This is a genomic window from Janibacter melonis, assembly GCF_003721155.3.
In the GTDB taxonomy this organism is placed as follows: domain Bacteria; phylum Actinomycetota; class Actinomycetes; order Actinomycetales; family Dermatophilaceae; genus Marihabitans; species Marihabitans melonis.
In genome coordinates, this window is sequence record NZ_CP044548.2 from 302,983 (window position 1) to 316,483 (window position 13,501).

The window sequence follows — 13,501 nt, forward strand, 5'->3', positions numbered from 1 at the left end:
GTAGGATCGGCGTCCGATGACCCCTGACCAGCCCCACGACGACCCGTTGCGCCGCCCCGCGCACGACCGCCCGCCCGCCCCGAACGGCCGGCCCTCCTCGGGGGTGCGCACCTTCACCCCCCGCTGGCGCAGCTCGCCGCTCACCGACGAGCGGATGGCTGCGCTCATGCCCCGCTACGGCGTCGAGTCGCAGCGGCTCGACGAGGCCGCCCGCGCCCGGATCTACGGGCGGGTCGCCCCCTTCGTCCTCGAGATCGGGTCGGGCCACGGCGCCGCGGCCCGCGCCTACGCCGCCGCGCACCCCGAGCACGACGTGCTCGCCGTCGAGGTGCACGTGCCCGGGATCGCCCGGATGCTCGCGGCCGCCGACGAGGAGGGCCTGACCACCCTGCGGGTCCACCGCGGTGATGCCCTCGACCTGCTCCACTACGCAGTGCCCGACGGCTCGCTCCAGGCGGTCCACCTCTTCTTCCCCGACCCGTGGCCCAAGGCGCGGCATGCGAAGCGCCGCTTCGTCCAGCAGCACACCCTCGACCTCTTCGCGCGACGGCTGCGGCCCGGCGGCCACGTCCTCGTCGCCACCGACCACGAGCTCTACGCCCAGCACGTGCGCGAGCAGCTCGCCGAGCACGGCGGGTACGAGGTCGTCGAGGGGGAGCGGCCGTCCTGGCGGCCCACCGACGGCTTCGAGGACAAGGGCACCCGCGCCGGTCGCGTCATCCACGAGCTGCGCCTCACGCCGCGCGGACGCGGATAGGGTCGCGACATGTCCCAGCGCACCAGCTATCTCCTCGTCGACGGCGAGAACATCGACGCCACCCTCGGCACCTCCGTCCTCGGCCGACGTCCCCACCCCGAGGAGCGGCCGCGCTGGAACAAGCTGCTCGGCCACCTCGAGCGGCGCTGGCAGCAGCCGGTCAAGGCCCTCTTCTTCCTCGCGGTCGACGAGGACCTGCCGATGTCCTTCGTCCAGGCGCTGCTCGCCATGGGCTACACCCCGGTCCCGCTGAGCGGCCCGGGCAAGGTCGTCGACATCGCCATCCAGCGCACCGCGGACGCGCTGCTCGACCGGGCCGCCGACGTCATGCTCGTCAGCCACGACGGCGACTTCACCCCGCAGATGACCGCGCTCTCGCGCGACGAGGACCGCCGCCTCGCCGTCGCCGGCTTCACCGAGTTCGTCTCCACCGGGCTGCGGCAGGTGCCCGGCCTCGAGGTCGTCGACCTCGAGTACGAGATCGGCGCCTTCACCTCCGCGCTGCCGCGCGTGCGGATCATCCCGATCTCCGAGTACGACCCCGCCGACTTCATCTGAGCGAGCCGGGACGACGAGACCCCCGCACCAGGTCGGTGCGGGGGTCTCGTGGCGTCCGTGGACGGACGGGGGAGCGGGCGACGGGAATCGAACCCGCGTAGCCAGTTTGGAAGACTGGGGCTCTACCATTGAGCTACGCCCGCACACCTCTCGCGGCCTGCCCGCGAGGTGCGGGCTCTGCTGCGCGAGGAGCACGGGTTAGCCTAATGCGCGCTCGGACGCCGACCGAATCGGCTCCCGGGTGACGGGGTATGGCGCAGCTTGGTAGCGCGTCCGCTTTGGGAGCGGAAGGCCGCCGGTTCGAATCCGGCTACCCCGACCCGTCGTGCGTCCGACCGCTCAGGTCGGGAGCATCGGGCCACCGGTGCCGGCGCCGAAGAGGCGCTCGGTCAGGCCCGTGCGGGCCCCCTTCGCCTCGAGCGCGCGCTGCACCTTGGCGACGTTGGAGCGGGTGGGCCAGGCGAGCCACAGCATGACGGGGACCATGACGAGCCCGAGCAGGGCGAGCGGGCCCCACCCGCTGACGAAGGCGAGCATCACGGCGACGATCCCGGGCGCCTCGACGAGCGCGCAGCGCACGATCGTCGAGGACTGGAGAGCGGCGACCGCGGTGCGACCGGGGTCGCGGTCGGCCGGGTCGACCGGCGGGACCCGGAAGCCGACGGTCGTCGCGGCGCCGACGCCGGCGAGGGCGACGACGGCGAAGACGGCCAGCCACAGCGGGTCGGCGCCGCCGTCGGTGCCGGCGCTCACCAGCCCGACGAGGCTGACGAGGACGAGACCGCTGCACATCGCGGCGACGACGATCTTCACGGGCTGCAGGGCGGTGGCGGGCGTGGCCGATGGCTGCGACATGGCTGGCACCCTAGGGCCCGGCGGGCTCGTTTGGGTCGCGCGGCCGGTGTGACGGTAGTGTGACGACCTACGTCTGCGTCCACCTCAAGGAGCAGCCGGGACCGGTCCCTGCGGGGTCGGAGACGGCTCGTGGGCGTCAACCGTTGACCACCCGCCAGAGATCCTTTGGAGTGCCTGCAGTGAAGAGTGCCGTCGAGAAGCTCAACCCGACCCGGGTCAAGATGACCGTCGAGGTCACCAGCGAGGAGCTCGCGCCGCACGTCGACGCCGCCCTGAAGACCATCGGCTCCCAGATCCAGGTCCCGGGCTTCCGCGCGGGCAAGGTCCCGAGCCGCATCATCGAGCAGCGCGTCGGCAAGGCCGCCGTCCTCCAGGAGGCCGTCAACGAGGCCCTGCCGGAGTTCTTCGGCCAGGCCGTCGAGGCCGAGGAGCTCAAGCCGCTGGGCCAGCCCGAGGTCGAGATCACCTCGCTGCCCCTCGAGGACGGCGAGCAGCTCGAGTTCACCGTCGAGGTCGACGTCCGCCCCGAGGTCACCCTCCCCGACTACGACGGCCTGGCCGTCACCGTCGACCCCGTCACCGTGAGCGACGAGGACGTCGAGGCCCGCATGACCGAGCTGCGCGAGCGCTTCGGCACCCTCACCGGTGTCGACCGTGCCGTCGAGGACGGCGACTTCGTCTCCATCGACCTGCGCGCCGAGATCGACGGCCAGGAGATCGACGCCGTCGAGGGCATCTCCTACGAGGTCGGCTCCGGCACGATGCTCGAGGGCATGGACGCCGCGCTCGTCGGTCTGAGCAAGGGCGAGAGCGCCGACTTCACCTCGCCGCTCGCCGGTGGCGACCAGGCCGGTCAGGACGCCTCGTGCACCGTGACGGTCCAGTCCGTCAAGGTCCGCGAGCTGCCCGAGGTCGACGACGACTTCGCCCAGATGGCCAGCGAGTTCGACACGGCCGAGGAGCTGCGCGCCGACGTCGCGAAGCAGGCCGAGCAGGCCAAGAAGTTCGAGCAGGGCATCCAGGCCCGCGACAAGGTCCTCGAGACCCTCCTCGAGCAGGTCCAGATCGACCTCCCGGAGAGCATCGTCGAGGGCGAGGTGCACCAGCACCTCGAGCAGGAGGGTCGCCTCGAGGACGACGAGCACCGTGCCGAGGTCGACGAGTCGACCCGCAAGGCGCTCACCTCGCAGTTCCTCCTCGACGCGATCGTCGAGGCCGAGCAGGTCGAGGTCGGCCAGCCCGAGCTCGTCGAGTACCTCGTCATGCAGGCCCAGCAGTACGGCATGGACCCCAACCAGTTCGCCCAGCTCATCGACCAGCAGGGTCAGGTGCAGGCGATGGTCGGCGAGGTCGGCCGTCGCAAGGCCCTCGCCGCGGTCCTCGACAAGGCGAGCATCACCGACACCGACGGCAACGCGATCGACCTCGACGAGCTCGTCCCGGACGCCGAGGGCGAGAGCGACGAGTCGCTCGAGTCCGAGGCCCCCGAGGTGACCGAGGACGACAGCGCGTCGACCGAGACCGAGGCCCCCGAGGCCGAGGCCACGCAGGAGCAGGACGCCCCCAAGGCCTGATCCACCGCACCTCGCGACGAAGGGGGGAGCCGACCACGCGGTCGGGTCCCCCCTTCGTCGCTGCCGCAGCACCGCAGCACGCACCACCGCAGCACGCACCACCGCAGAAGGAGCCCGGCGTGACCACCGCCGCCCGCACGTCCGCCGTGCCCCAGGAGCGCGCCCACCGCGCGCTCCTGCTCGTCTTCGCCCTCGCCGGGGTCGTCTTCGCGACCTGGGCGAGCCGGCTGCCGGACATCAAGTCGATGCTCGGCCTGACGAGCGGCGAGCTCGGCATCACCCTGCTCGCGGGCAGCGTCGGCTCCCTGCTCGCGCTGCCGGTCGCCGGTCGTCTCGCCGAGCGCGTCGGGACGGGCCAGGCCGTCGTCGTCGGCGCGGTCCTCGCCTCCGTCGGGATCCTCGGCGTCGGTCTCGGCGCCCAGGTCGCGGGCTCCCGACCGCTCATCTCCGCCGGCCTCTTCGTCACCTCGGCGGGCGTGAGCCTGTGGGACGTGTCGATGAACCTCCAGGGCACGACCGTCGAGCGCGCGCTCGGACGCTCGACGATGCCGCTCTACCACGCGTTCTTCAGCGGCGGCACGGTCCTCGCGGCCCTCGTCGGCGCCGGTCTCGTCGCCCTCGACGTCTCGTTGCTCGTGCACTTCGTCGTCGTCGTCGCGCTGGCCGCCACGCTCGCGCTGCGCACCCAGCGCCACTTCCTCGCCGACCCACGGCTGCCCGACGAGCCGGGCACGACCGGCGTCGCCCGCTCGGCGTGGCGCGAGCCGCGCACGGCGCTCATCGGCGTCTTCGTCCTCGTCGCCGCCTTCACCGAGGGCACGGCCAACGACTGGATCGCCGTCGCCTTCGTCGACGGGCACGGCGTGCCGACGTGGGCCGGCGTCGTCGCCTTCGCGTGCTTCCTCGGCGCGATGACCCTCGGACGGGTGCTCGGCACCCGCCTCCTCGACGTCTACGGCCGCCGGCGGGTGCTCCTGCCGATGCTTGTCGTCGCCGCGGTCGGCTCGCTGCTCGTCGTGCTCACCCCGCCCGCGACGGCCTACGTCGGCACGCTGCTGTGGGGCTTCGGCGTGAGCCTGGGCTTCCCCGTCGGCATGAGCGCCGCGGCCGACGACCCGCGCCGCGCCGCCGCGCGGATGTCGGTCGTCGCGACGATCGGCTACGCGGCCTTCATCGCCGGCCCTCCGGTGCTCGGCCTGCTCGGCGACCATGTCGGCATCCTGCGCGCGCTGCTGCTCGTCGCCGTGATGATCCTCCTCGCCCTCGTCACCCTGCCCGCCGTCGTCGAGCCCGACGACGACCGCGCCCCTCGGCCCGTGCGGGGCGCATGACAGGTGTCATGCGGCCCCGATGACGAAGGGGGCAGCGCCCCCTCCGCCCGCCGCGGCAGGGTGGGGGCATGGACCAGGACACGCGAACTGAGCAGGGGGCGCCCCCGGCGCTGCGGCTGCGGCAGGTGACGAAGCACTTCACGCTCGCCCGGCAGCGGGTCGAGGCCGTGCGCGGCGTCGACCTCGAGGTCGGGCACGGCGAGGTCGTCGCGATGCTCGGGCCGAACGGCGCCGGCAAGACGACGACCCTCGACATGGTGCTCGGTCTCACGCAGCCGTCGTCGGGCGGTGTCGAGGTCTTCGGCACCGTGCCGCGCGCCGCGGTCGACGCCGGGCGGGTGTCGGCGGTGCTCCAGACCGGCGGCCTGCTCCGCGACCTCACGGTCGAGGAGACCGTCGAGGTCATCGCCTCGACCTTCGCCTCGCCGCAGCCGGTCGCCGAGGTCATGGAGCGGGCCGGGATCACCGCGCTGGCCCGTCGCCGCGTGAGCAAGTGCTCCGGCGGCGAGCAGCAGCGGCTGCGCTTCGCCCTCGCGCTCCTGCCCGACCCCGACCTGCTCGTCCTCGACGAGCCCACGGCGGGCATGGACGTCGGCGCCCGGCGCGACTTCTGGGCGGCGATGCACGCCGAGGCCGCGCAGGGCCGCACGATCATCTTCGCCACGCACTACCTCGAGGAGGCCAACACCTTCGCCGACCGGATCGTCCTCATGTCCGGTGGCGTCGTCGTCGCCGACGGCACGACCGAGGCCATCCGCGCCCGGGCGACCGGGCGCGTCGTGAGCGCCGACCTCGCCCCCGAGCTCGACGCACGGCTCGAGGCCGCTGCGGGGGTGCACTCGCTCGAGCGGCAGGGGCCGCGGGTGCGGGTGCTCGCCGCCGACTCCGACGCGCTGGCCCGCACCCTGCTCGACCTCGGCGGGTCCAACCTCGAGATCACGACGGGCTCGCTCGACGAGGCCTTCCTCGCCCTCACCGGGCAGGGCGCCCACGAGCGCCACCGCACCACCGACGAGACCACCGAGCACGAGACGAGCGGGAGCCGGGCATGAGCATCAACCCCACGTACACGGGCATGGAGCTGCGACGGATCGTGCGCGACCCGGTCGGGCTCTTCTTCACCGCCGCGCTGCCGGCCTTCCTCTTCGTCATCTTCGGCGCGACCCAGTCCTTCAAGGACGAGTCGGCCGGCAACGGCAACGTCGGTCTCTACATCATGGTCTCGATGGCCGCGTACGGCGCCGTGACCGCCACGACCTCCATCGGCGGCGGGGCGGCGGTCGAGAAGATGCAGGGCTGGGGCCGTCAGCTCGGCCTCACCCCGATGCGCGACGCCTCCTTCGTCCTCAGCAAGGCGGTCACCGCGCTCACCGTCGCGTGCGTGCCGATCGGTCTCATCTACTTCATCGGGGCGCTCACCGGCGCCGAGGGCACCGTGCAGGCGTGGGTCCTCTCGGCGCTCGTCGTCCTGGCCGGTGCGGGGGTCTTCGCACTCTACGGGCTGTGCGTCGGGCTCGCCTTCCGCTCGGAGAGCGCCGTCGGCGCGGCCTCGGGCACGCTCGTCATCTTCGCCTTCCTCGGCAACGTCTTCACCCCCCTGTCGGGCACGCTGCTCGACATCGCCCGCTTCACCCCGCTCTACGGCTACATCTCGCTGGCGCGCTACCCCATCACCGAGGGCTGGCTCGTGAGCACGCAGGACGGTGCGGCGATGGTGCAGGAGCCGCTGTGGGTGCCGGTGACCAACCTGCTCGTCTGGGGCGCGATCTTCGCCGTCGTCGCCACCATGCTCGTGCGCCGCAGCCGCGGCCGTCAGTGACCCCCGGCGATGCCCGGCGCTAGCCTGCGGCCCATGGAGCGACGACGCGGCGACGTGGTGGGGGAGGAGGTCGAGCGCGACCCCTGGGCCCGCTTCGGCTGGCTGCTCGGCGCGGTCTGGCTCGTCTTCATCGTCTTCCCGGTCGTCTCCATCGTCCAGGACGACGCGCCGTGGCCGTGGCGCGCGCTGGGGATCCTCGTCGTCCTCGCCTTCTGCGTCGTCTACCTCCACGCGATGCGGGCGGAAGACCGGCCCGAGGGCACGAGCTGGAGCGTGTGGACCTACCTCGCGGTCCTCGTCGCCCTCACCCTCGCGACGATCCCCACCGCCGGCATCGCCTCGCTCGGGCTCGTCCCCTTCGTCCTGGCCCTCGCCGGCATCGCCCTGCGGCCCTGGCAGGCCCTCGTCGCGCTCGCCCTGGCCCTGGGCATCGCCTCGGTCGTCGTGTCCCAGGTGGGCATCGAGCAGCTCGCCTTCGTCTACCTCGTCTATCCGATGGTCACGCTGACGCTCATCCTCGTCGGCGGCCTCGACCGCAGCTCGTCGCGGCGGCGCGCCTCCGAGCAGCGCCTGTCGATCAGCCAGGAGCGCGAGCGGGTCGCCCGCGACGTGCACGACGTCCTCGGCCACTCGCTGACCGTCGTCACCGTCAAGGCCGAGCTCGCCGAGCGTCTCGTCGACGTCGACCCGGAGCGGGCCAAGGCCGAGCTCGCCGAGCTGCGCTCCATCGCGCGCCAGTCGCTCGCCGAGATCCGGGCCACCGTGGCGGGGCTGCGCGTCGCCCGCCTCGCGGACGAGATCGACTCGGCACGCGGGGCGATGGCCGACGCGGGCATCGCGCTCGTCGTCGACGGCGACCCGGCCGAGGTCGACCCGCGGCACCGGATCACCCTCGCCTGGGCGCTGCGCGAGCTCGCGACGAACGTCGTGCGCCACAGCGGCGCCACCGGGTGCGTCGTCACCCTGGGCGAGGACCGCCTCGTCGTCGTCGACGACGGGCGGGGGCCGCGCTCGGGACGCGAGGGCAACGGCCTGCGCGGGCTGCGCGAGCGGGTCGAGCCGTCCGGCGGGAGCGTCGTCGTCGAGGCGGCCGAGCCGGGCACGCGCGTGGAGGTGACGCTGTGAGCATCAAGGTGCTGCTGGCCGACGACCAGGCCCTCGTGCGGGGCGCCCTCGCGGCCCTGCTCGGTCTCGAGCGCGACATCGACGTCGTCGGCGAGGTCGGCCGCGGCGACGAGGTCCTCGCCGCGGTGCGGCGCACCGGGGCCGAGGTCGCCCTGCTCGACATCGAGATGCCCGGCATGTCGGGCATCGACGTCGCCGAGCAGCTCTCCCGGGAGGAGCCGTCCTGCCGGGCCCTCGTCGTGACGACCTTCGGGCGGGCCGGCTACGTGCGCCGGGCCCTCGAGGCCGGTGCGCGGGGCTTCGTCGTCAAGGACACCCCGGCGAGCGAGCTCGCCGAGGCGGTGCGCCGGGTGCACTCGGGTCTGCGCGTCATCGACCCGACGCTCGCCGCGGAGTCGCTCTACGAGGGGGTGAACCCGCTCTCCCCGCGCGAGCGGGAGGTCCTGCGCGAGGCGCTCACGGGCGCACCGGTCGCGAGCATCGCCGCGCAGGTATACCTCTCGCCGGGCACGGTGCGCAACCACCTCTCCTCGGCCATCGGCAAGACGGGCACGACGACCCGGATGGAGGCGGCGAGGGTCGCCCAGGACAACGGCTGGCTCTAGGTGCGGCGCGGTGTGCGATCCGGGCGGGTCGGACCCTAGGGTTGTGCGTCATGACCGACATCTCGCCGGACGTCTCCCCTGACGACGAGCTCCTCGAGGCCGCCGTGGAGTCCGACCTGCTCGAGCAGGACCCTCACGAGCCGAACTTCGCCCAGGTCTTCTACCCCGCCCGACCCCGCGCCCTTCGTCCGCGGGGCCGGCTGCGGCCCCAGGGGTCGCCCTCGCCGGCCGAGCTGCGCTCCGGTGAGCCGCTCGGGGACAACCCCGTCTACGTCGAGTGGCTGCGCGACCAGTCGATGCTCGCCGACGCGAAGGCCATCGCCCGGCAGTTCTCGGCCGTGGGCTCGATGTGGCAGAACCCCTACGCCACCCCGGACCCGCGCCTCGCGGTCCAGACCGCGTCGGTGTGGTTCACCGCCTACCCGATCTCGATGATCACCCCGCCCGGGCGCTCCTTCCTCGCCGCGCTCGGCGACGACGAGCTGTGGCGCACCTTCGCCGACATCGGCATCCACGGCCTGCACACGGGCCCGGTCAAGCAGGCCGGCGGGATCTCCGGGTGGAGCCCCACGCCGAGCATCGACGGGCACTTCGACCGCATCTCGACCCACATCGACACCGCCTTCGGCACCGAGGACGAGTTCCGCGAGATGTGCGTCACCGCCGCCGCGCACGACGGCACGGTCATCGACGACATCGTGCCCGGGCACACCGGCAAGGGCGCCGACTTCCGCCTCGCCGAGCTCGGGGTCGACGACTACCCCGGGATCTACCACATGGTCCTCGTGCCCGAGGAGGACTGGCACCTGCTGCCCGACGTGCCCGAGGGGCGCGACTCGGTCAACCTCGACGAGGAGGCCGAGGCCGCACTGTCGGAGGCGGGCTACATCGTCGGCCGGCTCCAGCGGGTGATCTTCCACGTGCCCGGGGTCAAGGACACGAACTGGAGCGCGACCTCGGCGGTCACCGGTCCCGACGGCATCCGGCGGCGCTGGGTCTACCTGCACTACTTCAAGGAGGGCCAGCCCTCGATCAACTGGCTCGACCCCACCTTCGCCGGCATGCGCATGGTCATGGGCGACGCCCTGCACAGCCTCGGCGACCTCGGTTCCGGGGGTCTGCGGCTCGACGCCAACGGCTTCCTCGGGGTCGAGAAGTCCGCGGAGGGCTCGCCCGCCTGGTCCGAGGGGCACCCCCTGTCCGAGGCGGCCAACCAGCTCATCGGGTCGATGGTGCGCAAGATCGGCGGCTTCACCTTCCAGGAGCTCAACCTCTCGATCGACGACATCGCGACGACCTCCGAGGCCGGGGCCGACCTGTCCTACGACTTCGTCAACCGGCCCGCCTACCAGCACGCGCTCGCGACGGCCGACACGGAGTTCCTCCGGCTGACGATGCGCGAGGCGATGGCTCGGGGCGTCCACGCGGTCGGGCTCGTCCACGCGCTGCAGAACCACGACGAGATGACCTACGAGCTCGTCCACTTCGCCAGCGAGCACCGCGAGGAGGAGTTCACCTTCCGCGGCGAGCAGGTGAGCGGCGAGGTGCTCGCCGAGACGATCCGCGGCGAGCTCACGGAGCGGCTCACCGGTGACGCCGCGCCATACAACCAGGTCTTCACGACCAACGGCATCGCCTCGACGACGGCGTCGATCATCGCCGGGTCGCTCGGCATCACCGACCTCGAGGCGATCGGCGAGGAGGAGGTCGCCCGGATCCGTCAGGCGCACCTGCTCCTCGCGAGCTACAACGCGCTGCAGCCGGGCGTCTTCGCCCTCTCCGGGTGGGACCTCACCGGCGCGCTGCCGCTGCCCGCCGACCACCCGGACGTCGCGCCGCTGCTCGACGGGGGAGACACCCGCTGGATCCACCGCGGCGCCTACGACCTGCTCGGCGTCGACCCCTCCGCCCAGCGCTCGATGTCCGGCATGCCCCGGGCCCGCTCGCTCTACGGCACCCTGCCCGAGCAGCTCGAGGACGAGACGTCCTTCGTCTACCGGCTCAAGCAGATCCTCCACCTGCGCGGGTACTTCCAGATCGCGACGACGAGCCAGGTCGACGTGCCCGACGTCGCGCACCCGGCGATGCTCGTCATGGTCCACGACTACGAGAGCATCGAGGGGCAGATGCAGGTGACGGTGCTCAACTTCGCCGCCGAGCCGATCTCCGGCACGGTCATCAGCGAGCACCTCGTCCCCGGCGCCCGGCTCATGGACATGGGCGACGGGTCGACCTTCGGCGAGGTCGACCAGCTGCACGGCTTCCACGTCGAGCTCGAGGCGCACGCGGCGCTGGCGCTGCTCGTGCGCTCCTGAGGCGGGGCGGACCGCCCCGGCGGGCCGCCCCGGCGGGCCGCTCTCTCATCGCCGTCTCATCCACGTCGTCCAGGGTGGGTGCATGCGCCGCACCCTCACCGCCGTCCTGCTCGCCGCCGCCCTCCCGCTCGGTCTCTCCGCCTGCGTGCTGCCGCTCGGGGGAGAGGACGAGCCCGGGTCGAGCCAGACCGAGGAGGACGGCGGCGACGGTCAGGACGAGGGCGACGACGGTGACGACGGTCAGGACGGCGGCGACGACGGCGAGGACGACGACGGCGGCGAGGACGACGACAGCTGACACGGTCGAGCCCCCGTCGCCGCCGTTAGCGTGAGGTGATGACCCAGCCCCCTCGCCGACGCGTCCAGGTCCGCCCCCTCGGGGGTGCCGCGGGATGCCTGACGATGATCGTCGTCTCGCTGCTCCTGTCGGTCCTGCTCACGGTGCTGCTCAACCTCGTGCTCTGAGCGGGCGCGCGGCTCCCCCTTCGCGCCCGGTTGCGCCCACGGCGAACACGCAGATGGGTCGGGAGTAGCGCCGGACCCTTCAACGTTAGGGTCACTGACAACGCCATCACGACACGAGAGCGAGCGAGCGTGAGCAACCCCAGCGAGATCGTCGCGGCAGGCCCCCAGGGCGGCCTCGGACTCGACGACCACATCTACCAGCGGCTCCTCAAGGAGCGGATCATCTTCCTCGGGTCGGACGTGCGCGACGACAACGCGAACGCCATCGCGGCCCAGATGCTGCTCCTCGCGGCGGAGGACCCGGAGAAGGACATCTGGCTGTACATCAACAGCCCCGGCGGCTCGATCTCCGCCGGCATGGCCATCTTCGACACGATGAAGTGGATCCCCAACGACGTCGCGACCGTGGCCATGGGCCTGGCCGCGTCGATGGGCCAGTTCCTCCTGTCGGCCGGCACCCCGGGCAAGCGCTACGCGACCCCCCACGCGCGGGTCATGATGCACCAGCCCTCGGGCGGCATCGGCGGCACCGCGTCCGACATCAAGATCCAGGCCGAGCAGATGCTCTTCGTCAAGAAGCAGATGGCCGAGCTCATCGCCCAGCACACGGGCCAGGACCTCGAGCGGATCGAGAAGGACTCCGACCGCGACCGGTGGTTCTCCGCCGAGGAGGCCAAGGAGTACGGCTTCATCGACCACGTCTTCGAGAGCGCGGCGCAGGCCGGGCCGCGCAGCGACAACCCGGTCACCGACTGAGCGCGCGAGAGACCAGGAGAGAGACACATGTACTTCGACCCCCAGGCCCGCACGTCCATGCCCGGTGACGCCCCGATGCGCCCCGGCCCGTCGAGCCGCTACATCCTGCCGAACTTCGAGGAGCGCACCTCCTACGGCATGAAGCGGATGGACCCGTACACCAAGCTCTTCGAGGACCGCATCATCTTCCTCGGGGTGCAGGTGGACGACGCCAGCGCGGACGACATCATCGCCCAGCTGCTCGTGCTCGAGTCGATGGAGCCCGAGCGCGACATCCTCATGTACATCAACAGCCCGGGCGGCTCCTTCACCGCCATGACGGCGATCTACGACACGATGCAGTACATCCGTCCTGACATCCAGACCTTCGTCATCGGCCAGGCCGCCTCGGCCGCCGCGGTGCTCCTCGCCGCCGGCGCCCCGGGCAAGCGCTTCGCCCTGCCGAACTCGCGCATCCTCATCCACCAGCCGGCTCTCGCCGGTGGGGCGGGCGGTCAGGCCTCCGACCTGGAGATCCAGGCCAACGAGGTGCTGCGCATGCGCGAGTGGCTCGAGGAGACCTGGGCCAAGCACTCGGGCAAGACCCCCGAGCAGGTCCGCGAGGACATCGAGCGCGACAAGATCCTCTCGGCCGCCGAGGCCAAGGACTACGGGCTCATCGACCTCGTGCTCACCCCGCGCAAGGCCTCGCTCGAGGACTGAGCAGGACCGCCGCCGACGGCCGCCGCCCCCCACGGGGACGGCGGCCGTCGTCGTGCCCGGGGGAGGGAACCGGGGGGATCGTCGGGACGTCGAAGGGGGATGAGGCTCCTCCTCGCGTCCGTGCTCGTGGGTCTCGGCGTCCTCGGCAGCACGCCGACCGCCCGTGCTGCCCCGTGCTCCCAGACCTGCTCGTGCGTGCGCGGGACCCCTCAGCAGCAGGCCGAGCGCGCCGATGTCCTCGCCGTCGTCACCGTCACCGACGTGGCACTACCCGGCGGCGGCGGGGCGGGCTACGCGTACTACCGGCTCGACGTGGACCAGCGCGTCGGCGGCGACGTCTCGCGGACTGCCACCGTCCGCGCCTACACCGTCTCGGACGGGTGCGGCGTGCGCCTCATGAGGGGCCGGACATATCTCCTCTACGCGCAGGAGGACGCACGCGGCGCACTCATGACGACGCTGTGCAGCGGGACGCGACGGGCCACCCCTTCGCTCGTCCTCGCGGTCACCGGATCGGTCGCCCTCACCGCGTTGCGCTGACAGCGGACAGGCGCGACGCGCCCCCCACACGCGGTGTCCAATAGCAGGACAGCGACGAGCCGACGGGTACCGTCGGGCACGTCGGCCGGCGGCGACCGG

General features: G+C 72.5%; 15 protein-coding genes and 2 tRNA genes. 15 read left to right on the plus strand and 2 right to left on the minus strand.

Going from position 1 to position 13,501, the window contains the following annotated elements:
* Positions 1–16 precede the first annotated feature (16 nt).
* Both trmB and EEW87_RS01470 read left to right on the plus strand, forming a co-directional pair.
* Positions 17–757 (plus strand): tRNA (guanosine(46)-N7)-methyltransferase TrmB, encoded by a 741-nt coding sequence (gene trmB / locus EEW87_RS01465; RefSeq protein ID WP_123090953.1) that lies wholly within the window; start codon positions 17–19, stop codon positions 755–757.
* Between the two features lie 9 nt (positions 758–766).
* On the plus strand, positions 767–1,315 hold the full coding sequence (locus EEW87_RS01470; protein WP_068273791.1) for an NYN domain-containing protein: 549 nt from the start codon (positions 767–769) through the stop codon (positions 1,313–1,315).
* A gap of 72 nt (positions 1,316–1,387) precedes the next feature.
* Here the strand turns inward: EEW87_RS01470 and EEW87_RS01475 are convergent.
* Positions 1,388–1,458 (minus strand) — tRNA-Gly (locus tag EEW87_RS01475).
* Between the two features lie 102 nt (positions 1,459–1,560).
* Between EEW87_RS01475 and EEW87_RS01480 the strand changes: the two genes are divergently transcribed.
* Positions 1,561–1,634: transfer RNA gene (locus EEW87_RS01480), tRNA-Pro, on the plus strand.
* Positions 1,635–1,654: 20 nt separating this feature from the next.
* Here EEW87_RS01480 and EEW87_RS01485 read toward each other — a convergent pair.
* On the minus strand, positions 1,655–2,170 hold the full coding sequence (locus EEW87_RS01485) for a hypothetical protein (RefSeq protein ID WP_123090952.1): 516 nt from the start codon (positions 2,168–2,170) through the stop codon (positions 1,655–1,657).
* 179 nt (positions 2,171–2,349) lie between these two features.
* Between EEW87_RS01485 and tig the strand changes: the two genes are divergently transcribed.
* The 12 genes from tig to EEW87_RS01540 all read left to right on the plus strand — a co-directional run bounded on the left by tig (position 2,350) and on the right by EEW87_RS01540 (position 13,402).
* A complete protein-coding gene (gene tig / locus EEW87_RS01490) occupies positions 2,350–3,744 on the plus strand; it encodes a trigger factor (RefSeq protein ID WP_123090951.1) in 1,395 nt (464 codons plus the stop codon).
* A gap of 119 nt (positions 3,745–3,863) precedes the next feature.
* Positions 3,864–5,075, plus strand: coding sequence for an MFS transporter (locus EEW87_RS01495; RefSeq protein ID WP_240341628.1), 1,212 nt, complete (start codon positions 3,864–3,866; stop codon positions 5,073–5,075).
* Between the two features lie 68 nt (positions 5,076–5,143).
* Complete coding sequence (locus EEW87_RS01500) at positions 5,144–6,127, plus strand: ABC transporter ATP-binding protein (protein ID WP_123090950.1); 984 nt, start codon at positions 5,144–5,146, stop codon at positions 6,125–6,127.
* Entirely contained in the window at positions 6,124–6,894 is a 771-nt protein-coding gene (locus EEW87_RS01505; protein WP_225985047.1) for an ABC transporter permease, read from the plus strand. Before EEW87_RS01500 ends, EEW87_RS01505 begins: the two co-directional genes overlap by 4 nt.
* A gap of 33 nt (positions 6,895–6,927) precedes the next feature.
* The gene (locus tag EEW87_RS01510) at positions 6,928–8,019 is read left to right on the plus strand and encodes an ATP-binding protein (protein ID WP_123090949.1); all 1,092 of its coding nucleotides are present in this window, start codon (positions 6,928–6,930) and stop codon (positions 8,017–8,019) included.
* Positions 8,016–8,624 (plus strand): response regulator transcription factor, encoded by a 609-nt coding sequence (locus EEW87_RS01515; protein ID WP_068273811.1) that lies wholly within the window; start codon positions 8,016–8,018, stop codon positions 8,622–8,624. The genes EEW87_RS01510 and EEW87_RS01515 overlap by 4 nt, the downstream gene beginning before the upstream one ends.
* Before the next feature lie 50 nt (positions 8,625–8,674).
* Complete coding sequence (gene treS / locus EEW87_RS01520) at positions 8,675–10,939, plus strand: maltose alpha-D-glucosyltransferase (protein ID WP_123090948.1); 2,265 nt, start codon at positions 8,675–8,677, stop codon at positions 10,937–10,939.
* An 82-nt stretch (positions 10,940–11,021) separates the two neighbouring features.
* On the plus strand, positions 11,022–11,237 hold the full coding sequence (locus tag EEW87_RS16785; RefSeq protein ID WP_191563938.1) for a hypothetical protein: 216 nt from the start codon (positions 11,022–11,024) through the stop codon (positions 11,235–11,237).
* A gap of 38 nt (positions 11,238–11,275) precedes the next feature.
* Positions 11,276–11,404, plus strand: coding sequence for a hypothetical protein (locus EEW87_RS17115; RefSeq protein WP_263596795.1), 129 nt, complete (start codon positions 11,276–11,278; stop codon positions 11,402–11,404).
* Positions 11,405–11,533: 129 nt separating this feature from the next.
* Positions 11,534–12,160, plus strand: coding sequence for an ATP-dependent Clp protease proteolytic subunit (locus tag EEW87_RS01530; protein ID WP_068273817.1), 627 nt, complete (start codon positions 11,534–11,536; stop codon positions 12,158–12,160).
* A 27-nt stretch (positions 12,161–12,187) separates the two neighbouring features.
* A complete protein-coding gene (locus EEW87_RS01535; protein ID WP_068273819.1) occupies positions 12,188–12,862 on the plus strand; it encodes an ATP-dependent Clp protease proteolytic subunit in 675 nt (224 codons plus the stop codon).
* Positions 12,863–12,961: 99 nt separating this feature from the next.
* Positions 12,962–13,402: a hypothetical protein gene (locus EEW87_RS01540; protein WP_123090947.1), complete on the plus strand. Its 441-nt coding sequence runs from the start codon at positions 12,962–12,964 to the stop codon at positions 13,400–13,402.
* Positions 13,403–13,501 lie beyond the last annotated feature (99 nt).